19 protein-coding genes are annotated in these 21,623 nt (G+C 64.7%); 10 read left to right on the forward strand and 9 right to left on the reverse strand.

The genetic code is table 11. The features are described from left to right. Positions 1 to 9: 9 nt before the first annotated feature. Both U5A57_RS18570 and U5A57_RS18575 read right to left on the reverse strand, forming a co-directional pair. Positions 10 to 1,518, reverse strand: a complete 1,509-nt coding sequence (locus U5A57_RS18570) for a mannose-1-phosphate guanylyltransferase/mannose-6-phosphate isomerase (RefSeq protein ID WP_321913135.1) — start codon at positions 1,516 to 1,518, stop codon at positions 10 to 12. A gap of 89 nt (positions 1,519 to 1,607) precedes the next feature. Next, a complete protein-coding gene (locus U5A57_RS18575; RefSeq protein WP_321913136.1) occupies positions 1,608 to 2,612 on the reverse strand; it encodes a GlxA family transcriptional regulator in 1,005 nt (334 codons plus the stop codon). Between the two features lie 628 nt (positions 2,613 to 3,240). Here U5A57_RS18575 and U5A57_RS18580 point away from each other — a divergent pair. From U5A57_RS18580 to U5A57_RS18590, 3 genes are all read left to right on the forward strand, one after another. Then, complete coding sequence (locus U5A57_RS18580) at positions 3,241 to 5,217, forward strand: hypothetical protein (protein WP_321913137.1); 1,977 nt, start codon at positions 3,241 to 3,243, stop codon at positions 5,215 to 5,217. A gap of 183 nt (positions 5,218 to 5,400) precedes the next feature. Beyond that, on the forward strand, positions 5,401 to 5,853 hold the full coding sequence (locus U5A57_RS18585) for a GDP-mannose mannosyl hydrolase (protein WP_321913138.1): 453 nt from the start codon (positions 5,401 to 5,403) through the stop codon (positions 5,851 to 5,853). A gap of 352 nt (positions 5,854 to 6,205) precedes the next feature. Beyond that, a complete protein-coding gene (locus U5A57_RS18590) occupies positions 6,206 to 7,210 on the forward strand; it encodes a GlxA family transcriptional regulator (protein WP_321913139.1) in 1,005 nt (334 codons plus the stop codon). A 108-nt stretch (positions 7,211 to 7,318) separates the two neighbouring features. Here U5A57_RS18590 and hmpA read toward each other — a convergent pair whose 3' ends face one another. Beyond that, positions 7,319 to 8,521: an NO-inducible flavohemoprotein gene (hmpA, locus tag U5A57_RS18595; RefSeq protein ID WP_321913140.1), complete on the reverse strand. Its 1,203-nt coding sequence runs from the start codon at positions 8,519 to 8,521 to the stop codon at positions 7,319 to 7,321. A 207-nt stretch (positions 8,522 to 8,728) separates the two neighbouring features. After that, complete coding sequence (locus U5A57_RS18600) at positions 8,729 to 9,304, reverse strand: cob(I)yrinic acid a,c-diamide adenosyltransferase (RefSeq protein WP_321913141.1); 576 nt, start codon at positions 9,302 to 9,304, stop codon at positions 8,729 to 8,731. A gap of 192 nt (positions 9,305 to 9,496) precedes the next feature. Between U5A57_RS18600 and U5A57_RS18605 the strand changes: the two genes are divergently transcribed. The 6 genes from U5A57_RS18605 to proC all read left to right on the forward strand — a co-directional run bounded on the left by U5A57_RS18605 (position 9,497) and on the right by proC (position 16,681). Next, positions 9,497 to 10,912, forward strand: coding sequence for an FAD-binding oxidoreductase (locus U5A57_RS18605; RefSeq protein WP_321913142.1), 1,416 nt, complete (start codon positions 9,497 to 9,499; stop codon positions 10,910 to 10,912). A gap of 72 nt (positions 10,913 to 10,984) precedes the next feature. After that, positions 10,985 to 12,490 (forward strand): FAD-linked oxidase C-terminal domain-containing protein, encoded by a 1,506-nt coding sequence (locus U5A57_RS18610; protein ID WP_321913143.1) that lies wholly within the window; start codon positions 10,985 to 10,987, stop codon positions 12,488 to 12,490. 141 nt (positions 12,491 to 12,631) lie between these two features. Beyond that, a complete protein-coding gene (gene glcE, locus U5A57_RS18615) occupies positions 12,632 to 13,720 on the forward strand; it encodes a glycolate oxidase subunit GlcE (RefSeq protein WP_321913144.1) in 1,089 nt (362 codons plus the stop codon). An 18-nt stretch (positions 13,721 to 13,738) separates the two neighbouring features. Beyond that, positions 13,739 to 14,968, forward strand: a complete 1,230-nt coding sequence (gene glcF / locus U5A57_RS18620) for a glycolate oxidase subunit GlcF (RefSeq protein WP_321913145.1) — start codon at positions 13,739 to 13,741, stop codon at positions 14,966 to 14,968. A 176-nt stretch (positions 14,969 to 15,144) separates the two neighbouring features. Next, complete coding sequence (locus tag U5A57_RS18625) at positions 15,145 to 15,843, forward strand: YggS family pyridoxal phosphate-dependent enzyme (RefSeq protein ID WP_321913146.1); 699 nt, start codon at positions 15,145 to 15,147, stop codon at positions 15,841 to 15,843. Between the two features lie 22 nt (positions 15,844 to 15,865). Beyond that, on the forward strand, positions 15,866 to 16,681 hold the full coding sequence (gene proC, locus U5A57_RS18630) for a pyrroline-5-carboxylate reductase (RefSeq protein ID WP_321913147.1): 816 nt from the start codon (positions 15,866 to 15,868) through the stop codon (positions 16,679 to 16,681). Positions 16,682 to 16,760: 79 nt separating this feature from the next. Here proC and ubiA read toward each other — a convergent pair whose 3' ends face one another. The 4 genes from ubiA to U5A57_RS18650 all read right to left on the reverse strand — a co-directional run bounded on the left by ubiA (position 16,761) and on the right by U5A57_RS18650 (position 20,165). Continuing rightward, entirely contained in the window at positions 16,761 to 17,624 is an 864-nt protein-coding gene (gene ubiA, locus U5A57_RS18635; protein ID WP_321913148.1) for a 4-hydroxybenzoate octaprenyltransferase, read from the reverse strand. Positions 17,625 to 17,793: 169 nt separating this feature from the next. Next, a complete protein-coding gene (locus U5A57_RS18640) occupies positions 17,794 to 18,282 on the reverse strand; it encodes a Dps family protein (protein WP_158756997.1) in 489 nt (162 codons plus the stop codon). A gap of 170 nt (positions 18,283 to 18,452) precedes the next feature. Then, positions 18,453 to 18,629, reverse strand: coding sequence for a hypothetical protein (locus U5A57_RS18645; RefSeq protein ID WP_321913149.1), 177 nt, complete (start codon positions 18,627 to 18,629; stop codon positions 18,453 to 18,455). Between the two features lie 96 nt (positions 18,630 to 18,725). Continuing rightward, positions 18,726 to 20,165, reverse strand: coding sequence for a catalase (locus tag U5A57_RS18650; RefSeq protein WP_321913150.1), 1,440 nt, complete (start codon positions 20,163 to 20,165; stop codon positions 18,726 to 18,728). Between U5A57_RS18650 and U5A57_RS18655 the strand changes: the two genes are divergently transcribed. Beyond that, the gene (locus U5A57_RS18655) at positions 20,164 to 20,616 is read left to right on the forward strand and encodes a hypothetical protein (protein ID WP_321913151.1); all 453 of its coding nucleotides are present in this window, start codon (positions 20,164 to 20,166) and stop codon (positions 20,614 to 20,616) included. The two genes, U5A57_RS18650 and U5A57_RS18655, sit on opposite strands and share 2 nt — an antisense overlap. Here the strand turns inward: U5A57_RS18655 and U5A57_RS18660 are convergent. After that, positions 20,559 to 21,518 carry a hydrogen peroxide-inducible genes activator gene (locus U5A57_RS18660; protein ID WP_069268466.1) on the reverse strand — a complete coding sequence of 320 codons (960 nt, stop codon included), beginning with the start codon at positions 21,516 to 21,518 and terminating at the stop codon, positions 20,559 to 20,561. The genes U5A57_RS18655 and U5A57_RS18660 overlap by 58 nt on opposite strands. Positions 21,519 to 21,623 lie beyond the last annotated feature (105 nt).

The following is a 21,623-nucleotide window of genomic DNA, read 5'->3' on the forward strand; positions in this document are numbered from 1 at the left end:
CTGCTGCCCTCAACCGCAGCGGCCATACGTATCGTCGAAACGGACGATGTCGTCCTCTCCCAGATACGCGCCCGACTGCACCTCGATGATTTCGAGTGGCACCTTGCCCGGATTCTCCAGCCGGTGACGCACGCCGAGCGGAATGTACGTGGACTCGTTCTCCGTCATAAGAAAGGATTCCTCACCACGCGTGACGAGCGCGGTGCCGCGCACGACCGTCCAGTGCTCGGCGCGATGGTGATGCAGTTGCAGCGAGAGCCGCGCGCCAGGCGTGACGACGATGCGCTTGACCTGAAAGCGCTCGCCGGAATCGATCGAATCGTAGAAGCCCCACGGACGTTGCACCTTGCGATGCGAATCCGCTTCGGGCGCATGCTCGGCCTTGATGCGCGCAACGAGCCCCTTCACGTCCTGCACTTTCGAGCGGTCCGCGACGAGAACCGCATCGGCGGTCTCGACCACCACGAGGTTCGAGGTCCCCACGCAAGCCACGAGCCTGCCTTCGGAATGCGCGTACGTCGCAACCGCCCCCTCGAACACCACGCGCCCGCGCCCGACGTTGCCGTCTTCGTCTTTTTCCATTGCGGCCCACACGGCGTCCCACGAGCCGAGGTCGGACCAGCCCGCATCGAGCGCGACCACCACGCCCTCGGGCGTCCAGCCATTGCTGCCCGATAGCCGCTCCATGACCGCGTAGTCGATCGAGTCGGCGGGCGCGCCCTTGAAGGCCTCCGTGCCCGGACGGAACACGGCGCCGTCTTCCTTTCCATCGACGAATGCAGCAAGGCACGCTGCATGCATGTCGGGCTGCAGTGCGCGCAGCGAGTCGAGCCAGACGCTCGCGCGCATCACGAAGATACCGCTGTTCCACCAGTAGCCGCCCTGTGCGATGTATTGCGTGGCGAGTTCCGGCGCGGGCTTTTCGACGAAGCCGTCGATACGGTGCGCGCCGTCGGCAATCGCGTCGCCCACACGGATGTAACCAAACCCCGTTTCGGGCGAGCGCGGCGGCACGCCGAGCGTCACGATCGCGCCGCGCTGCGCGTGGCGCGCGGCGCATTCGAGCGCGCTCTGCAGCGCATCCGTATCGGCAATCGCATGGTCCGAAGGCATGACGATGAGAATCGCGTCGTCACCGTTCGCGCACGCAAGCGCTGCGCCGAGCGTGAGCGCCGGCGCCGTGTCGCGCCGCGCGGGCTCGACCACGAGCCGCGCGTCGATACCGCACGCATGCAACTGCTCGGCGATCACGAAGCGGTGTTCTTCACCACATACGACGATTGGCGCGCTCGCGACCTGCCACTCCGATGAAAAGCCGTCTAACCGATGCACGGTTGCCTGCAGCAGCGTATCGCTGCCCACCACACCAATTAGCTGCTTAGGGAAATGTTCGCGCGACATCGGCCACAAACGCGTTCCGGAACCTCCCGCCAGCACGACAGGCACGATACGCGTGCACGCCGCGGCTTCGACGCGAGCCTGACTCTGGCCCTCCTGAATCGATGACCTCTCATTCATCTTCGGACTCCTTCATATCGGGCAGGATCACCTCGGCTCGCGAAAAGCGACCCCGTTTGTAACGAAGTGCGACCGTTGTTACCGCGGCGTTACGAGACGGCTACGCCGGCCTCGCGGCGGCTTTGCTCGCGGTATTCGGTGGGCGAAATCATCATGCGCTTGCGAAAGATCTTGGCGAGGCGGTCGCCATTGCCCATGCCCGTGCGGCGCGCGATCTTGTCGACCGGCAACTCCGAATCGGTGAGCAGGCTGCAGGTGATGGCAAGGCGCGCATGCAAGAGGTAATCGGATGGCGTGATGCCCATCTCCAGCTTGAAGCGGCGCAGGAAGTTTCGCTCGCTCATCGCTGCGACCTGTGCCGCGTCGGCTATCGAAATGGCGCGCTGACAGTTTTCCTGCAGCCAACGCGCGGCTGCACGGACTTTGTCAGCCGGTGCGCTGCCGAGCGCATCGCCGAGAAACGGCAACAGGTTGCCGCCCGAATCGGGCATGAGCCGCTCAGTCACGGCACGCGCCACATCCACACCGAGATCGCGCTTGACGAGCGTGAGTGCGCTCTTCATCGACTCGAGCCGGTCGCCGGCGTCGCCGCTTGCTTCTTCACGGCCCGTTTGCACCGCATACGAGCCGAACTCGTGCTGGGTGCGCTGGCCGCACAGACTCGCCGCCTCGAGCAGTGAACGACCTTCACCAATCGGACGAATGGTGCCGGTATTCGCATGCACGCGACGCAGCCATGCGACGAGACGCTCGTCGTTGGCGGCCGCGAAGGCGCCCTTGCCACCCGCCACGAACAGCGCGTCGAAACCAACGTAGTGGCGAGCATCGAGTCCGTCCGTCCAGACCCGTACCGACGACGAGCACGTCACGTTGCCGCCATCGGCCGAAAGGATGCTGACATCGTATGGTGAACTGCGAGCGGTGTCTGTCGAGAGTTCGTTCGCCACATGAAACACTTCAGCCACAATGCCAGCGCCGAGGAGCGAACAACCATCGAACAGCAGAATTGCGATATGACGCACCTCTCGACTGATGCCCGCGGTCACTAGATGCGGGCGACTGAACGACGGTAAATCCAGACTTGCGTACGCCATGCTTTTCCCCTAAACAATCCCCCGTATCAAGCGAAAAGTCCCGGTAATAGCATTTCGATAGCATTCCATGTGCAGTGCATCATATGCAGAGAAAAATTCCTGCAACGACGACTGACCGAAACTGGCGAGACATTGGCGCATTTAGTCCGGTCGAGGACCGTTTAGAAGCTTGGGCGCCAAGTCGAATGACAAAACGCAAACTGCGTGAAAGGCAATTTGTTCGATTACATCGGTTTGGGCAAAAGTGCCGGATAACCGTTACAGGCCGGTATTTTCGCCTTTGTTACGACAAAATCGTTCGATGCCTTCCGATCGATGCGTGCGCATGGGATGGAAGAGAAACGAGCAATAAAAGACTGCGCCTCTATTCGTCTGATTAAATGATGTTTAAGAAGCTTTGCGCCCGGATTTCGAGCACGCGATGCGAATTTTAAACCTGTTAAATCCTGTTTGCGCCGCACAATAAAAAAATTCACAAAATCCCGCCTTATATGATTGGACTCCGAGAGCACTGCACAACCTGCACGCGGAGCTTCGAGGGAAAATTGCGCGAAAAGCCTGGACGCTGGCGTCAAATGACTGGCTCGAACAACTAGGCTTACCCTTTCATGCAGTGAGGAACCTGCCCATGACATCGCGCCTAGCCCTTGCATCCGCACTCGTGACGCCTCGTTTCGCGCGCCGCTCGCGCGCCTGTTCATGGTTGCCGGCTGCGGCGCTCGCACTCGGCATCCTTCTGCCGGCCATGAATTGCCGCGCCGCCGACGCGCCCGTTTGCAGGAGCGCCGACAGCCGCGCGGCGACAGACGCAAGCGACGATCCCATCTCGGCCGATACGCCCGGCAGCGACGGCACGCGGCTTTTTCCGCGCGGCAAGAGCGTGCGAATCGACGTGACCACGCGCGCGACGCGCGACGACAAGGTGCAATGGCAGATCGCGGATACGTGGAGCCGCCCGCAGGCCAGCGGCAACTTCACGGTAGCAGCCGGCCCTCGCGTCACGTCGCTCACCTGCACGCTGCCACAGGCGGGCTACTTCGCGTTTTCGGCGTCGCTGGCTTCGCAGCCCTCGACTGGTTTGCCCCAGCGCGGCACGCGGCCAGCCGGCATCACGACGTTCGGCGTGCTGCCCGATGTGAGCGCAGCACTTCCCGCACCCGCCTTTACACGCCAGGACCTGCACCGCTTCGGCGGCCAAGGCTCAGCATATATCGCGCCCGGCCAGCACTGCTGCGGCGGCGACGGCTTGCGTCCGCTCTACACGAACCTCGGCCTGGCATGGGCCAACGACAAGCGCGGCTGGTACGTCATGGAACCGAAAGGTCCCAATTCATTCGACCCTGCCGCCTCAGAACTCGATCTGCAGTTCAAGCCCGGCGACATCATGCGCTTGATCACGGTCGACGGCTTTCCCGCGTGGGCGAGCCCGAACGGCCAGGAGACCCACAGCTACCTGCCTTCTTCGCTGGCCCAGTTGCGCGATTACATGGCGCGCGTAGGCACCGAGTCCGCACGCATCCGCGCGCGCGTCTTTCCGCGCCAGGCGCACAATTACTATCAGGTCACATGGGAGCCCGACAAGGACGGCGGGCTGCCGTGGAAAGACACGGACGCGCATTTCGTCGATCTCTACAAGACCGTCTACGAGGGCTTGCACTCCACCGACACGTCGGCGATCGTGATGGGCCCAACCTATGCAGGCGTGCAGGGCAACACCGAGTGGCTCAAGAAGTTCGCACCGTTTGGCATTGCTAAATATATCGACGGCGTGACGATCCACGGCTACTACGATTTCGGCACGAGCCCTTCGCATCCACCGGAGCGTTTGTACGGCGCGCCCGAAAAGGGCACGCTTTCGCTGCCCGAGGCCATGCGCGAGCTGCGCGCGACAATGCGCGACATGCTCAAGCCCGGCGCGCCGCTCTTTGTCACCGAAACAGGTATTAGTTACGACATTGGTACGAACTACGCGGCCAACTATCCCGACGCGCAAACGCTCTACGCGCAAGGTGCGGTGGTCGCGCGCGCGCATCTGATCCTGCTTGGCGAAGGCGCGGACACCACGTTCATCTTCTATGGCGCGGACATGCCGGAGACGACGCCCGGCTATGGCGTGTTCTTTGAACTCGAGCATCCGAAGGGCATGTACGGCGCCTCGAACATCAGTCCGAAGCCGGCCGCGCTCGCGGTCGCGACCATGACGCGGCTGATCGACGGTACGTATACGCTCGGGCCGCTGCGCGGCACGCCGGCGGGCGTCTATGCGTACGCGTTCGCGCGTCCGGGCGGTGGCGGCAATAAAGACGGCAAAGGCGGCGGCAAGGTGATCACCGCGCTGTGGAGCCACGACAACGCTCGCTGGAGCGCGAAGACGGGCTTCGATGCCACACGTGCAACGAACTACACGCTTCAGGTGGACGCGCGCGGGCGCTCGGGCCAGGTCAGCGTCTTCGACATGATGGGCAATCCGACCACGATGACTTACAACGACGGCATGCTCCCGCTGCGCCTGACCGAATCGCCCGTTTATGTGGTGTCGGACAACGCCGATATCGCCAGATCGAACGCTGTCACACCCGCGGGCTACGTCGCGCCGAAGCCTTGAGCGCCTGGTCGGCTAGCCGCATCTTGGCCCACGATAGCGAGACTTCGGCGGTTGCGGACAGTGCAACGCGATATTGGCCCGCCTAGACTGCTCTTGAACGTGCCTCGCACGCGCCGTGTGCGCAGCGACTGCGCTTCGGATCATCTAATCGACACGACCGACACCCCGCGGATACGCTCGTCCATGCTCTCACCGACAGAATTCCTGGAGGTGGTGCGGCTCGCACCGCTCGTCGCGATCGACTTGATCGTCGCCGACGCCGACGGCCGTGTGCTCGTGGGCCAGCGGCGCAATCGCCCCGCACGCGGCACCTGGTTCGTTCCGGGCGGACGCATTCACAAGGACGAACGGCTGGACGCCGCGTTCACGCGCATCGTCGAAACAGAGCTGGGCATTGCGAGCATGCAACGCTCCTCGGCGCGCTTCGTCGGCGTATACGAACATCACTATCCCGACAACTTCGCGGCGGAGAACGGTATCGGCACGCACTATGTGGTGCTCGCCTATGCATTCATGCTGGACAGCACGGTGCCCGTCGGGCGCTTCGACCAGCATAGCCAGTACGCGTGGCTCTGGCCCGAGGAGCTACTCAAGCGCGACGACGTGCACAAGAATACGAAACAATATTTTTGCTGAAAACGCGCAAGCGCCACACACACCCGCCCCTCTGCGTTCCGCGCGCGGCTTTCGAATACCTCGCGCGTGGGGCGCGTTCGCCCTTGTGCGCGCTTGTATGTACTGGCGGCGCCCAAGCGCAACGCCCGGCCAGGGCCAGCCCCACCTCCCAGCGCATATCGAGCCATTCTGCCAACTTCTCGGCATTTTCAGACTGCGCCGTGCGTCAGGGGCGCACCGGCCTATCATGAATCCCGAAAGCGTGATGTGACCGCATGTAACAGCCCAAAGCAGCCCCAAGCAACCGGATCAGGGCGCGCGGCGCAAAAACGCAACGTACTCCTGCGAATCCTTTCTGCGCGAGGAACCGGCCATGTACATCGACAGGGTGGTCTGCCGGCAAGCCGCTTTCCAGCCGCGCGGCGCTCACTTGAAGTTCGGACACGTGGCCAAACGCATAGGCATCCTGGTTTTCGAGGGCTTCCCGCTCGGGGATGTGACCTTGCTCGCCGACGTGTTTCGTCTCGCGAACGATGCCTGCGCCGACACGCTTCCTGCTTATTCGGTCGTGATGCTTTCCGAGCCAGGCGGCAACGTGGCCAGCGGCTGCGGCTTGCGGATCTGGTCCGAGAGCCTGCATGGCCCGCTGCGCAGCGGCTTCGACACACTGTTCATCGCAGGCGGCCCCGGTGCGATGATGGCGCGCGACAATCCGCGGCTCATCACACGGCTTCAGATGCTCGCACCGAAAGTGCGCATTATCCGCGCACTCGGCGAGGGACGCGCCGTGCTCGCCGCCGCCGACGTGCCCTTCCTGCGCACGGGCGGCAATACGGCGAACTCGGCGCAGCGGCTGCGCCGCGCGCTGGAAGCGCGCAACGCCGGCGCTTCGGTCGTGACGCCTTCCGAGGCGCTCGTCGCGGCGCTGAAAGTGGTCAAGCGCAATCATGGCGTGGCGCTTGCGCAGCGCGTTTCCGAGGACTCGATGCCGGGCTCGTGGGAGCGGCTCGGCCCTATGCTCGACGATGGCGAAGCGGACAGCGCAAACGGCAAGATCAACTCGGCCGCTCACTGGCTGCGCGAGAACTACCATCAGCCGATCTCGGTCGCCGATGCGGCGCGTGTCGCGCAGATGAGCATGCGCAACTTCCTGCGCCACTTCAAGACGCAAACGGGACTCACGCCGTCCGAATACCTGCTGCGTACCCGGCTCGATGCGAGTTGCCTGTTGCTCGCGCAAACCAATCTTCCGATCGACGAGATCGCGCAACGCTGCGGCGTGCCGCGCGGCGAGCGCCTTGCGCGCATCTTCCGGCGCAGGCTCTCGATTTCGCCATCGGGGTATCGCGCGGTCAACAGGCGGGCTTCGACCGAATGACTTCCGTTGCAAATCGATACACGATTGACTGCCTCACACGCAAGACGCCGCGTTTTCACGCGGCGTCTTTTCATTCGGTCTACTAATGGTTAACACCAGTGCGCGCCGTTACAGCATGCCGGAGCCGAAAATCTCCGTGTGAATGCGCGAGGCGTCGACGCCGCGGGCAACGAGCGCCTCGCGCTGCTCGCGCATGAACGCCACGGGGCCGCACAGGTAGTAGTCGGCGTCGGGCAGCAGCACGTCGGCTTCGATGCGGCCGATATCGATGCGCCCTTCGAAGTCGTAGTCCACGCCGCGGCGGTCGTTTGCGCCGACTTCTTCGTAGAACACCGCGCGCTTGACGTTCGGGTACTCGGAAACAGCGTGACGCAGGAAGTCGCGGAATGCGTGCACCTTCGCGTTGCGGCATGCGTGCACGAAGGTCACCTTGCGCTCGCTGCGCTCCGCGATCAACGTGGAGAGCATCGACTTCATCGGCGTGATGCCCACGCCGCCGCTCATCAGCACGACCGGCGTCGTCTTCTTGCGATCGAGCGTGAACTCGCCCATCGGCGCGCTCACGTGCACCACCGCGCCCTCTTCCACGCCGTCATGCATGAGGTTCGACACGTGGCCCGGCTGTGCCTCGCCTCGGCCGGCTTCGCGCTTCACTGAAATGCGCAGCCACTTGCCGTGAGGCGCGTCCGAAAGGCTGTACTGACGCGGCTGGTCCACGCCAAGCTTGTCGACGAAGCGCGTCACGCTCACGTACTGCCCCGGCTCGAAGCCGCCTGCGGATGCGCCGTCGGCCGGCGCGAGATAGAACGAGGTAATTTCGTCGCTTTCGACTTGCTTGCGCATCACCTTGAACGGGCGGAAGCCGCTCCACGAGGCGCCCTCGTACAGCTTCGCCTCGGTGCCGATCATGATGTTCGCGAGTTGCTCGTAGGCCACGGCCCAGGCGTCGAGCGTGGGCTGGTCCACGGCGTCGCCGAGCACGTCCACGACCGCGCCGAGCAGATGGCGGCCGACGATCGGATAGTGCTCCGGACGGATGTTCAGGCTCGCGTGCTTGTGCGCGATATGCGTGACAGCGCCACCGAGCGCGCCCAGATTGTCGATGTTCGCCGCGTAGGCATAGACCGCGCGTGCGAGCGTTTCGGGCTGACTGCCGCTTTGCTGGTGCGTCTGGTTGAAGATGTTCTTGAGCTCGGGGTGCGCGGCGAACATCCGCTTGTAGAAGTGCTTGGTGATCGTGGCGCCGTGTTCGGCGAAAACGGGCGCAGTGGCCTTCACGCGGGCCATCTGGTCGGCGGTGAGCGCAGTCATTTGCAGCTTCTCCTCGTTAAAGATGCACATAAGATACATCTTTAACGAGGCAGCCCGACCCGGGCATTTTGTCGCACCCCGGCAATCTGCGGATTGTGCGAGGCGTGAATTCGCGGCGGATGGCCGTGGGGGGACTTCGGCAGGGCTTTTGCGGTGCGTTAGACAGTCCCTTTCGGCGATGACGCGCTGCTTGCGCCCTTTTATTCCCTACTCGCCCTTGCCTGCGCCACGGTCGTGCCGCCAAAGCACGTCGCTGCCTCCCTCAGCTCGATTAAGCACGCGAGCGAGCACGAACAGCAGATCGGAGAGCCGGTTGATGTAGCGGCGCGGCGTATCGGCGAGCGGCGGGCCCGAGTTCGGCGCTGCGCCCAGTGCGACGACAGCGCGCTCGGCGCGCCGGCACACCGTGCGGCACACATGGGCGAGCGCGGCAGCCCGTGAGCCGCCTGGGAGAATGAATTCCTTGAGCGGCGGCAGCGTGCCGTTGTAATGCGCGAGCCAGGCGTCGAGCCGCGCGAGGTGTTCGTCGGTCACGAGCGTGTGGCCCGGAATGCACAGTTCGCCGCCCAGATCGAACAGGTCGTGCTGGATGGCGACGAGTGCCTCGCGCACGTCGTCGGGCAGCGTCTCGCACAGCAACACGCCGATCTGCGAGTTCAGTTCGTCGACGTCGCCGATCGCGGCGATGCGTGCGTCGTCCTTGCGCACGCGGCTGCCGTCGCCGAGACCCGTAGAGCCGTCGTCACCGGTGCGCGTTGCGATCTTGCTCAGGCGATTGCCCATGTTGTGCCCTCCGAGGCGAAAAATTCGCGCAGTTCGCGCGTGACGCGCGCCCAGCGCCATAGAAAGCGCGCACATCCGGCGGCCATTATAGGTTTGATGCGTCGCAGCAAAGGGAGCGCGGCTTTGCGCCCCGGACGTTCAGCGTAAAATGGTCCACGCCAGAAGTCATACCCATACGAAGGAGACACCCGCGTGAATCACCCCGCGCCGCCGGCCCTCGCACGCCGCCCGTTCCCCGCCGAACTCCTCGATGAACTGCGTAGCGCCTTCGGCGAACGCGTCTCCACCTCGGAAGCCGTGCGCGCCCACCACGGCCGCGACGAGTCTCCCTTCGATCCGCAACTGCCCGACGCCGTGGTGTTCGCGCAGAGCACCGAGGACATTCAGACCGTCGTCAAGCTGTGCGCCCGTCATGGCGTGCCGATCATTCCCTACGGCAACGGTTCGTCGCTCGAAGGTCACTTGCTGGCCGTGCAGGGCGGCGTGTCGATCGACCTCTCGCAGATGAACCGCGTGCTCTCGATCAACGCCGAAGACCTCACGGTGACGGTCGAGCCCGGCATCTCGCGCAAGCAGCTCAATGAAGCGCTGCGCGACACGGGTCTTTTCTTCCCGATCGACCCGGGCGCCGACGCGAGCATCGGCGGCATGACGGCCACGCGCGCCTCGGGCACCAACGCCGTGCGCTACGGCACGATGCGCGAGAACGTGCTCGGCCTGACCGCCGTACTCGCCGACGGCCGCGTGGTCAAAACCGGCACGCGCGCACGCAAGTCGTCGGCAGGCTACGACCTCACGCGCCTTTTCGTGGGTTCGGAAGGCACGCTCGGCGTGATCACCGAAATCACGGTGCGGCTCTACCCGCAGCCCGAGGCGGTCTCGGCGGCGGTGTGCGCGTTCCCTTCGATGGCCGAGGCCGTGCGCACGGTGATCGAAACGATTCAGATTGGCGTGCCGATCGCGCGCGTGGAATTCATCGACTCGCTCGCGGTGCGCGCGATCAACAAGCATTCGAATCTCACGCTGCGCGAGAAGCACACGCTCTTCTTCGAATTTCACGGCACCGAGGCGGGCGTCGCGGAGCAAGCACAGCTCGTGCAGGAGCTTGCCGCACAGCATGGCGGCGAAGGCTTCGAGTGGGCCACGCGCCCCGAGGACCGCAGCCGCCTGTGGAACGCACGCCACAACGCCTATTTCGCGATGCTGCAACTGAAGCCCGGCTGCCGCGCCGTGACGACCGACGTGTGCGTGCCGATCTCGCGCCTCGCCGAATGCGTGATCGAGACCGAAACCGATCTCAAAGCCTCGCCGCTGCCCTGCCCGATCGTCGGCCACGTGGGCGACGGCAACTTCCACGTGGCGATCCTGATCGATCCTGACAAGCCCGAGGAGATCGACGAGGCCGAGCGCCTGAACCACCGCATCGTGCAGCGCGCGATCGCAATGGACGGCACCTGCACGGGCGAGCACGGCGTGGGTCTGCACAAGATGGGTTTTCTCGTGGAGGAGCACGGCGCGGACACCATCGACACGATGCGCGCGATCAAGCACGCACTCGATCCGCACAACCTGATGAATCCGGGCAAGATCTTCAGCTGGGCGGCGTAACCGACGAGCAAGCGCGACACGCGCGCAAAAGCGCTTAGCGAGCGCAAACAACCGCAACAGACGGGAGGAGACATGAACGCACCAGACGCGAACTTGCCCGAGCTGAGCCCGGAGGCGCTCGCGCAGCGTCAGCGTGAGGTGGTCCAGGCGTTGATGGCCGTGCTGCCGGCGCATTGCCTGCTGCATCGCGAGGAGGACACCGTCGCCTACGAGTGCGACGGCCTTGCCGCCTACCGGCGGCTGCCGCTCGCAGTGGCGCTGCCGGAAACCGAGTCGCAGGTGCAGCGCATCGTGCAGATCTGCCGGCGGCTCGACGTGCCGGTCGTGCCGCGCGGCGCGGGCACCGGCCTGTCGGGCGGCGCCATGCCGATCCGGCACGGCATCGTGCTCTCGCTCGCGCGCTTCAAGCGCATTCTCGAAGTCGATCCGTACGCACGCACGGCTACCGTACAGCCTGGCGTGCGCAATCTGGCCGTTTCCGAAGCGGCGGCGCCTTTCGGCCTCTACTACGCGCCGGATCCCTCCTCGCAGATCGCCTGCACGATAGGCGGCAACGTTTCGGAGAATTCGGGCGGCGTGCACTGCCTCAAGTACGGTCTCACCGTGCACAACGTGCTGCGCGTGCGCGCCGTGACGATGGATGGCGAGATCGTCGAATTCGGCTCGCTTGCGCCCGATGCGCCGGGCCTCGATCTGCTCGCGGTGATGATCGGCAGCGAAGGCATGTTCGCGATCGTTACCGAAGTGACCGTCAAGCTGATTCCGCGCCCGCAAACCGCGCAGGTCATCATGGCGAGCTTCGACGACGTCGTGAAAGGCGGCGACGCTGTAGCGGGCATCATTGCCTCGGGCATCATTCCGGCGGGCCTGGAGATGATGGACAAGCCAGCCACGCGCGCCGTGGAGGAGTTCGTGAACGCCGGCTACGACCTCGACGCCGCCGCGATCCTGCTGTGCGAAGCCGACGGCACGCCCGAGGAAGTCGCCGACGAAATCGCGCGCACGACCACGGTGCTGCGCGAGCATGGCGCCACGCGCATCCAGATCTCGCGCACCGAGGAAGAACGCCTGCGCTTCTGGTCGGGCCGCAAGAACGCGTTTCCGGCGGCGGGCCGCATTTCGCCCGACTATTACTGCATGGACGGCACGGTACCGCGCCGCGCGATCGGGCCGCTGCTCGCGCGCATCCACGAGATGGAAAAGCAGTATGGGCTGCGCTGCATCAACGTATTCCATGCGGGCGACGGCAACATGCACCCGCTCATTCTCTTCAACGGTAATGACCTCGACGAATGGCACCGCGCCGAGGCCTTTGGCTCGGACATTCTCGAAACCTGCGTAGAACTGGGCGGCACGGTGACGGGCGAGCACGGTGTGGGCATCGAAAAGATCAATTCGATGTGCGTGCAATTCTCGCCGCAGGAGCGCGATGCGTTTCACGCGGTGAAACACGCGTTCGACCCGGCCAGACTGCTGAACCCCGACAAGGGGATCCCCACGCGAGCGCGCTGCGCCGAATACGGGCGCATGCACGTGCGGGGCAATCTGCTGCCGCACCCTGAATTGCCGCGCTTCTGACAGACGCACGACCACGCGCAAGGCATCGCGCCATTTATGCGTTTCGCGTGACCCGCATGAGGGTCCGCTCCGGGTTGTCAGGCGAGGTTCGCTCAGTACAATCGAGCGAACCATATAACGAACGAGCGCGACCATCACGACATGGAAGAGGACGACATCGTCTCGGACTGGTCCGAACGCATCCGGGCAGCGAGCGCCGATGGGCGGGCGTTGCGCATTCGCGGAGGGGGCACCAAGGACTGGTACGGCCAGTCGCTCGAGGGCGAGATTCTCGACACGCGCGCACACCGCGGCATCATCGCGTACGACCCAGCCGAACTGGTGATCACGGCCCGCGCCGGCACACCGCTTGTCGAAATCGAAACGGCGCTTGCGGCCCACGGACAGATGCTCGCGTTCGAGCCGCCGCACTTCGGCGCCCAGGCCACCCTGGGCGGCTGCATTGCCGCAGGCATTGCCGGTCCCCGGCGGGCGAGCGCGGGCGCACCGCGCGACTTCGTGCTGGGCGCGGTGCTCATGAACGGCCACGGCGAGGTGCTGCATTTCGGCGGCCAGGTAGTGAAAAACGTGGCGGGCTACGACGTCTCGCGGCTCATGGCGGGCTCGCTCGGCACGCTCGGCCTGCTGCTGGAGCTTTCGGTGAAGGTGCTGCCGGTTGCGCAAGCGGAAACCACGCTCAAGTTCGACATGAACGGCACCGACGCCGTACGCAAGCTCAACGAATGGGGCGGCCGCCCGCTGCCGATGACGGCGAGCGCCTGGCGCAACGGAACCCTCGCGGTACGCCTCGCCGGCGCGGAGGCGGCCGTGAAAACCGCGCGCGCGAGCCTGGGCGGCGAAGTGGTGGACGCCGTGGAGGCCGAACGCTTCTGGGCGGGCCTGCGCGAGCAGACCGATCCGTTCTTTGCCTCGATCGCACCGAATGCGGCGTTGTGGCGGCTCGCGCTGCCCTCGATCGCGGAGCCCTTGCAACTGCCGGGCGCGCAACTCATGGAATGGGGCGGCGCGCAGCGCTGGTGGATCACGGAAACCGACGCGCAAACGGTGCGCATCAGCGCGAAGCAGGCCGGCGGTCACGCCACGATGTTCCGCACGGGGCGTGACTACGACCGCAGTGCGGGCGTCTTCACGCCCTTGCCCGCGCCGCTCATGAAGATCCATCGCGGTCTGAAGGCCGCCTTCGACCCGGCCCGCATCTTCAATCGCGGCCGGCTGTATTCCGACTTCTGACGACACCCACACGCGGCGATGCAGACGAACCTCGCGGACTTCATACGCAATACCCCCGACGGCGACGAAGCCGACGCGATCCTGCGCAAGTGCGTGCATTGCGGCTTCTGTACCGCGACCTGCCCGACCTATCAGTTGCTCGGCGACGAACTGGACGGCCCGCGCGGGCGCATCTATCTGATGAAGCAGATGGTGGAAGGCGCGCCCGTGACGAAGAGCACGCTCACGCACCTCGACCGCTGCCTCACGTGCCGCAGTTGCGAGACGACCTGCCCTTCGGGCGTGCAGTACGGGCGCCTCGTGGAAGTGGGCCGCAAGCACGCGGAACAGATGGTGCAACGGCCGCTGCGCCAGCGCCTCATGCGCCGCCTGCTCGCGGGCCTGCTGCCGCGCCGCGCGCTTTTCACGCCGGCCATGCGCCTTGGCCAGCAGGTGCGCCCGCTTCTGCCCAAGCGCCTGCGCGACAAGGTGCCCGTGCGCCAGCGCTCGCTTGCGTGGCCCACGGCGAAACACGCGCGCAAGATGCTGATGCTGCAAGGCTGCGTGCAGCCCTCGATGATGCCCAACATCAACATCGCCACCGCGCGCGTGCTGGATGCACTGGATATCGAGACGATCGTCTCGCCGCAATCGGGCTGCTGTGGCGCGATCCGCCTGCATATGGGCTACGCCGACGATGCGCTCGACGACGTGCGCGCGAACATCGACGCCTGGTGGCCGTACATCGAGCAAGGCGTGGAGGCGATCGTGATGAACGCCTCGGGCTGCGGCGCGACGGTGAAGGAATACGCGCACCTGCTGCGCGACGACCCGGCCTATGCGGAGAAAGCGCGCCGCGTGGTCGAACTCACGCGCGATCTTTCGGAGCTGCTGCCCGCGTTCGAGGAACAACTCGTGGCCGCGACGAGACGGCGCGGCATCAAGACGGTGGCCTGGCATCCTCCCTGCACGCTGCAGCATGGCCAGCAGTTGCGCGGCGGCGTGGAAAAACTGCTCACCGCGCTCGGGCTCGACGTGCGGCTGCCCGCCGACAGCCATCTTTGCTGCGGCTCCGCAGGCACCTATTCGATCATGCAGCCGCGCCTTTCCTATACGCTGCGCAACCAGAAAGTGGACCGGCTGCAGGCGCTGGAGCCGCAACTGATCGTTTCCGCCAACATAGGCTGCATCACGCACCTGCAAAGCGGCACGGCGATTCCGGTCACGCACTGGATCGAGCTGGTCGAACATATGCTGGCGACGAATTGAGCCATCGGGAACGGAACCAGCGTAACGAAGCGCGCGGCGCGCCAACAGTCGGCCATTCGGTATAGCCTTTCTGGCCAGTGTTTTGCGCCGTGCACAGTCCGTATAATGGCCGTCGTTCTGTTCGTTTTGGATCCAAAAGCGGCGCAAGCCACGTTACGCGCCGGCCTTCAAGCCCGATGACCGATCTTTCCCACAATCTCGAAGCTGTCCGCGAGCGCATCGCCGCCGCCGCCCGCAACGCCGGCCGCGACCCGCAAAGCGTGGAGTTGCTCGCGGTTTCGAAAACGTTTCCCGCGCAGGACGTACGCGCCGCTCACGCTGCCGGCCAGCGCGCGTTCGGCGAGAACTACGTGCAGGAATCCGTGGACAAGATCGAGGCGCTCGCCGACCTGCGCGCGAGCATCGAATGGCATTTCATCGGGCCGCTCCAATCGAACAAGACACGCCCCGTGGCCGAGCGTTTCGACTGGGTCCATTCGGTCGATCGTCTGAAGATTGCCGAGCGCCTTTCGGCGCAACGTCCCGCCGGCATGGCGCCGCTCAACGTCTGCCTCCAGGTCAACGTGAGCGGCGAGGCCAGCAAGAGCGGCGTCACCCCGCAAGAAGCGCAGCAGGTCGCCAAGCAAATCGCCGCCCTGCCCAACCTGCGCCTGCGCGGGCTCATGTCGATTCCCGAGCCGGAAACCTCGCTCGAGGCGCAACGCGCGCCGCACCGCCAACTGCGCGAGCTGTTCGAAGCGCTACGCGCAGAAGGCCTCGCGCTCGACACGCTCTCCATGGGCATGTCGGCCGACCTCGAAGCCGCGGTGCTCGAAGGCGCGACGATCGTGCGCGTCGGCACCGCGATCTTCGGCGCGCGCGACTACTCTCACTGATTCATTGAACGATTCCATCACCATGAAAATTGCCTTCATCGGCGGCGGCAACATGGCCGCCGCGCTCATCGGCGGCCTGATCCGCAAGGGCGTTCCCGCCGACAATCTGTACGCGATCGATCCGAACGAGGACGCCCGCAAGCGCAGCGCCGAACAGTTCGGCGTGCGCACCGGCGCCGCCGCGGATTCCGCGCTCGCGTCGTATGACGCGGTGCTGATCGCCGTGAAGCCGCAAATCGCCAAAGCCGTGGCCGAAGGCATCGCCCCGCACCTCGGCGCGCATCAGGTCGTCATCAGCATCATGGCCGGCATTCGCATCGACGACCTTTCGCGCTGGCTGAACGGCCATGCGCGCGTCGTGCGCACGATGCCGAACACGCCCGCGCTGATCGGCATGGGCGCAACCGGTCTCGTCGCAAGCAGCGGCGTGGACGCGGCGGGCCGCCAGCTCGCGTCCGACGTGCTCGGCGCGGTGGGCCAAACGGTCTGGTTCGACGACGAAGCGAAGATCGACGCGGTCACGGGCATCTCGGGCAGCGGCCCGGCCTACGTGTTCTATTTCATCGAAGCGCTCGAAGAAGCGGCGCGTCAGCTCGGCATGGACGAGCAGCAAGGCCGCGCGCTCGCCATCGCCACGTTCGCGGGTGCTGCACAGCTCGCGCTGCAATCGGACGAGCCGCCCGCCGTGCTGCGCGAGCGCGTGACCTCCAAGGGCGGTACGACGGCTGCCGCACTGGCGTCGTTCGACGCATCGGGCGTGAAGGCCGCCATCGTCAAGGGCGCGCTCGCGGCCGATGCGCGCGCGAAGGAAATGGGCGAGGAATTCGGCAAGCAGTAAGCCTGCCGCAGCGTCATACAAAAAAAAGCGCCGGGTGTGTCATGCACCCGGCGCTTTTTCGTTTGGAGTCGAGCTGGCCTTAGAGTCCCGCGACGGCGTAATGGGCCGCGATCCCCACGAACAGCACGCCGCCCAACCAGTTGTTGTGGCGGAAGGCGGCGAAGCACGGCATGCGCTCGCGGCCCTTGATCAACGTGTAGTGGTAAATCGCACAACCCGCCGCAGCCGCCCAGCCAAGCCAGTACAGCCAGCCGAAACCCAGCGTCAAACCCACCCACACGTAAATCCCAAGCGTCACCGCGTAGCAGAGCATGATCGCGAGCACGTCGAACCGGCCGAACGTGAGCGCCGAGGTGCGAATGCCGATCTTGATGTCGTCGTCGCGATCGACCATGGCGTACTCGGTGTCGTAGGCGACGGACCAGAATACGTTCGCGACCAGCATGATCCATGCGAGCGCCGGCACGTGATCCTGTACGGCGGCGAACGCCATCGGAATACCAAAGCCGAACGCAATGCCCAGGTACGCCTGCGGAATCGCAAAGAAACGCTTGGTGAACGGATAGGACGCCGCCACGAACAGCGCCACGACCGAAAGCTGCTTCGTGAGCGCGTTGAGCGGCAGGATCAACAGGAACGACACGAGCGCGAGACCCGCGGCAATTGCTACCGCCTCCCAGGCGCGAATGCGGCCCGACGTGATGGGACGCTCGGCGGTGCGCTTCACGTGGCGGTCGAAGTCGCGGTCGGCGTAGTCGTTGATCGCGCAGCCCGCCGAGCGCATCAGCACCGTGCCGATCGTGAAGATGATCAGCAGCGAAAGCGGCGGACGGCCGTCGGAAGCGATCCAGAGCGCGTTGAGCGTCGGCCACAGCAGCAGCAGGCTGCCGATCGGCTTGTCCATGCGGACGAGCCGCAAATAGAGCGGGAGTCGGGCGAACATGATCGGGGCGGGAAAAGCGATGCCGCTATTGTAGGCCAGGGCGCCGCCTTGCCGCCCGCGCCCTTGCCGCGAGCCGCACCCGCGCAAAATACAAAGGCCCGCCGGACGTCCGGCGGGCCTTTCATCGCCCTTCCCGTGCGGCGCCGCTATGCCGCTGCGCCGCTGCGCATCAGGCCAGCAGCGAGCGCAGCATCCACGCGGTCTTTTCGTGCGTCTGCATGCGTTGCGTGAGCAGGTCGGCGGTCGGCTCGTCGTTGGCGGCTTCCGTCGACGGGAAGATCGCGCGCGCGGTGCGCACCACGGCTTCCTGGCCTTCCACCAGCTGGCGGATCATGTCTTCCGCGTTCGGCACACCGTCCGCTTCGGGAATCGACGAGAGCTTCGCGAACTCCTTGTAGCTGCCCGGCGCATGCACGCCCAGCGCACGAATGCGTTCGGCGATTGCGTCCACGGCCAGCGCGAGCTCGTTGTACTGCCCCTCGAACATCAGATGGAGCGTGTTGAACATCGGCCCCGTCACATTCCAGTGGAAGTTGTGCGTCTTCAGATACAGCGTGTAGGTGTCTGCGAGCAGGCGCGAGAGACCATCCGCGATCTTCTTGCGATCCTTGTCGCTGATGCCGATGTTCACGTGCTGGACGGTTGCTTTTTTGGCCATGACGACTCCTTGTGTAGCAGTGAGACTACGCGTGCGTGTTGCGATCCGGTTGCGTCGCCTGGCGCCTCTCGATAATGGCGCGCGAACGCTCGATCGGCCGTCAGTGTAGCCTGGAAATATCGGAAACCCTGTTCATCCGGCCCTACTGCCGAGCAACGTGCGCAGCACGTTTAGTGCCCCGTGAAGTGCGCAAGGGCTTGCATGGCGATCGCCACGAAGCCGCTCGCCACAATCGCGAAACCCACCACGCGGCGCACGATCTGCGTGCCTTCCGCGCGCGTGCGCGCCATCGTGGCGGCCTCGCCTCGTCCCATGGTCCTGAGGGTCATCGTCATCGTACGGGTCATGATCGTGCTCCTTTGGTGCTTCGGTGCTTCCTGGAAGTCCTGCTTCGGGCGCGGCTCGTTGTCCCGGCGTTGCGACAACAAACCGCGCCTTCCACCTTATTTAGCCAGCTTCGCGATCGCGTCGGTCACACCTTGCGCGTACGCCGGATCGGCGCGGCGGAAGTGCTCGATCTGGCGCGCCACGATCTCCGCGGGCACACCGCTGATGTGTCGCGCGATGTTCGCGAAAAGCCGTTCGCGCTGCCCCGCGTCGAACAGCCGGAACAGCGCGCCCGGCTGGCTGTAGTAGTCGTCGTCTTCGCGGTGATCGTAGTGATCGACCGCACCCGCTGCGAGCGGCGGTTCACCGGCCTGCGGACGCTGAGCGAAGTCACCGAAGCGGCTCGGCTCGTAGTTCACGTTGCCGCCCAGGTTGCCGTCGGTGCGCATGGCGCCGTCGCGGTGGAACGAGTGGAACGGGCAACGCGGCGCATTCACCGGAATCTGGTGATGGTTCACGCCAAGCCGGTAGCGCTGCGTGTCGCCATACGAGAACAACCGCCCCTGCAACAAGCGATCCGGCGAGAAGCCGATGCCCTGCACCACATTCGCCGGCGTGAAAGCGGCCTGCTCGACATCGGCGAAATAGTTCTGCGGATTGCGGTTCAACTCGATCGTGCCGACGTCGATCAGCGGATAGTCCTTGTGCGGCCAGACCTTCGTGATGTCGAACGGGTTGTACGGCACCTTCGCGGCATCGGCCTCGGGCATCACCTGAATACGGAAGTGCCACTTCGGGAAATTGCCCTTCTCGATCTCGTTGAACAGATCGCGCTGCGCCGATTCGCGGTCCTGAGCAACCACCTGCGCCGCTTCGGCATCGCTGTAGTTCTCCACGCCCTGCGCCGACTTGAAGTGGAACTTCACGTAAAAGCGCTCGTTATTCGCGTTGATGAACGAGAACGTGTGCGAACCGAAACCGTGCTGCTGGCGATAGTTCTTCGGAATGCCGCGGTCGCTCATGAGGATCGTCACCTGATGCAGCGACTCCGGGTGACGCGACCAGAAGTCCCACGCGGCCACGTTGCTGCGCATGTTGGTGCGCGGATCGCGCTTTTGCGTGTGGATGAAGTCCGGGAACTTGAGCGGATCGCGAATGAAAAACACCGGCGTGTTGTTGCCGACGATGTCCCAGTTGCCCTCTTCCGTATAGAACTTGATCGAGAAGCCGCGCACGTCGCGCTCGGCATCGGCTGCACCGCGCTCACCCGCCACGGTCGAGAAACGGATGAAGAGCGGCGTTTCCTTGCCGACTTCGCCGAACACCTTGGCCTTCGTGTAACGCGAGATGTCGTGCGTGACCTTGAGCGTGCCGAACGCGCCCGAGCCCTTCGCGTGCACGCGGCGCTCGGGAATCACTTCGCGGTCGAAGTGCGCGAGCTTTTCGAGCAGCCACACGTCTTGCAGCATCACGGGGCCACGCGGGCCGGCGGTGAGGGAGTTCTGGTTATCGACGACGGGTGCGCCGGCTGCCGAGGTGAGAGTACGGTCGGTCATGCTGGATTCCTTTCTTGCTTGCGGGTGTGTTCTGGAATGCGGGGAATGCTGCGGCGCGCTGGCGCGAGAGCGTCAGGCAGACAACGCGCGGTCGACCAGCAGCGAGAACCACACAGTGCGAAGGCCAGAATCGGTGCGTGCCGAGGTGCTGGGTGCGGGCGTGTTCGAGTGGGGGGTTTGCATCGCTTCCTCCAAGGTGTCCGGTTGGGATCGGTTGGAAGAAACTGTATCAGCGACTATCGATATCGATAATTTGATTTATTTAATCTATCGAATAGACGTTGATTATTGGGGTCGCAAGAAACGCAGGGGGAGGGAACGGTGGCGCGGGCGAATGCCGCGCCAGAGAGGAAAACGCGCCGCGCAGCCCGAAAGCGCGCGGCGCGATGACCGTCAGGCAGCCTCGGCGGGTGCCTCGATCTTCTTCACGCCGGGCAACTCGCAGGCGTGAATGGCGTCGACGATCGCCTCGATCGCCGGCATGCGCGTGAAGCTCTTGCGCCACGCGAGCACCACGCGGCGGTCGGGCACCGGCTCGTCGAACGGCACGTACGACAGCAGCCCGGAATCGACGCCGCCCGCGTGCGGCTTCACCTCGGTCACCGACATGCGCGGCAGCACGGTAATGCCAACTCCGCTTGCGACCATATGGCGGATGGTTTCCAGCGACGAGCCTTCGAAGGTCTTCTGGATGCCGTCGGCGTTTTGCGAGAAGCGCATCAGTTCCGGGCACACGCCCAGCACGTGGTCGCGGAAGCAATGGCCGCTGCCGAGCAGCAGCATCGTTTCCTGCTTGAGGTCGTCCGGGTCGATCTTCGGGCGCTGCTCCCACGCATGGCCCGAAGGCAGCGCCACGACGAACGGCTCGTCGTAGAGCGGACGCAGCGTGAGGCCGGTTTCGGGGAACGGCAGCGCCATGATTGCCACGTCGATCTCGCCCTGCTTGAGCAGTTCAATGAGCTTGAGCGTGTAGTTCTCCTGCAGCATGAGCGGCATTTGCGGCACACGCTTGATCATCTGCTTGACGAGCGTGGGCAGCAGGTACGGCCCGATCGTATAGATCACGCCGAGGCGCAGCGGCCCGACGAGCGGATCCTTGCCCTGCTTGGCGATTTCCTTGATCGCGAGCGTCTGCTCGAGCACGCGCTGCGCTTGCGTGACGATCTGCTCGCCGATGGGCGTCACGCTCACCTCGCTCGTGCCGCGCTCGAAGATCTGCACATTCAGTTCGTCTTCGAGCTTCTTGATGGCGACCGAAAGGGTCGGCTGGCTCACGAAGCAGGCTTCCGCGGCCCGTCCGAAGTGGCGCTCTCGAGCTACCGCGACAATGTATTTCAATTCAGTGAGCGTCATTCGGGGACCAATCAAAAAGGGTGATTCAATAGCTTGTACTTATACACCTATGGCGGCGATTCGCCAATAATCAACACCCCTATGCGGGGCGTGATCAAAGCAAAA

This window comes from Paraburkholderia sp. J11-2 (genome assembly GCF_905220185.1).
Lineage (GTDB): Bacteria > Pseudomonadota > Gammaproteobacteria > Burkholderiales > Burkholderiaceae > Paraburkholderia.

Coding starts and splice junctions, on each gene's coding strand:
- U5A57_RS18650 (WP_321913150.1), bottom strand. CDS start 20,165: ATGACCGACCGTACTCTCACCTCGGCAGCCGGCGCACCCGTCGTCGAT.
- U5A57_RS18580 (WP_321913137.1), top strand. CDS start 3,241: ATGACATCGCGCCTAGCCCTTGCATCCGCACTCGTGACGCCTCGTTTC.
- U5A57_RS18570 (WP_321913135.1), bottom strand. CDS start 1,518: ATGAATGAGAGGTCATCGATTCAGGAGGGCCAGAGTCAGGCTCGCGTC.
- proC (WP_321913147.1), top strand. CDS start 15,866: ATGAAAATTGCCTTCATCGGCGGCGGCAACATGGCCGCCGCGCTCATC.
- U5A57_RS18600 (WP_321913141.1), bottom strand. CDS start 9,304: ATGGGCAATCGCCTGAGCAAGATCGCAACGCGCACCGGTGACGACGGC.
- U5A57_RS18610 (WP_321913143.1), top strand. CDS start 10,985: ATGAACGCACCAGACGCGAACTTGCCCGAGCTGAGCCCGGAGGCGCTC.
- U5A57_RS18655 (WP_321913151.1), top strand. CDS start 20,164: ATGCTGGATTCCTTTCTTGCTTGCGGGTGTGTTCTGGAATGCGGGGAA.
- hmpA (WP_321913140.1), bottom strand. CDS start 8,521: ATGACTGCGCTCACCGCCGACCAGATGGCCCGCGTGAAGGCCACTGCG.
- U5A57_RS18640 (WP_158756997.1), bottom strand. CDS start 18,282: ATGGCCAAAAAAGCAACCGTCCAGCACGTGAACATCGGCATCAGCGAC.
- U5A57_RS18645 (WP_321913149.1), bottom strand. CDS start 18,629: ATGACCCGTACGATGACGATGACCCTCAGGACCATGGGACGAGGCGAG.
- U5A57_RS18625 (WP_321913146.1), top strand. CDS start 15,145: ATGACCGATCTTTCCCACAATCTCGAAGCTGTCCGCGAGCGCATCGCC.
- glcE (WP_321913144.1), top strand. CDS start 12,632: ATGGAAGAGGACGACATCGTCTCGGACTGGTCCGAACGCATCCGGGCA.
- U5A57_RS18590 (WP_321913139.1), top strand. CDS start 6,206: ATGTACATCGACAGGGTGGTCTGCCGGCAAGCCGCTTTCCAGCCGCGC.
- U5A57_RS18660 (WP_069268466.1), bottom strand. CDS start 21,518: ATGACGCTCACTGAATTGAAATACATTGTCGCGGTAGCTCGAGAGCGC.
- U5A57_RS18575 (WP_321913136.1), bottom strand. CDS start 2,612: ATGGCGTACGCAAGTCTGGATTTACCGTCGTTCAGTCGCCCGCATCTA.
- glcF (WP_321913145.1), top strand. CDS start 13,739: ATGCAGACGAACCTCGCGGACTTCATACGCAATACCCCCGACGGCGAC.
- U5A57_RS18585 (WP_321913138.1), top strand. CDS start 5,401: ATGCTCTCACCGACAGAATTCCTGGAGGTGGTGCGGCTCGCACCGCTC.
- ubiA (WP_321913148.1), bottom strand. CDS start 17,624: ATGTTCGCCCGACTCCCGCTCTATTTGCGGCTCGTCCGCATGGACAAG.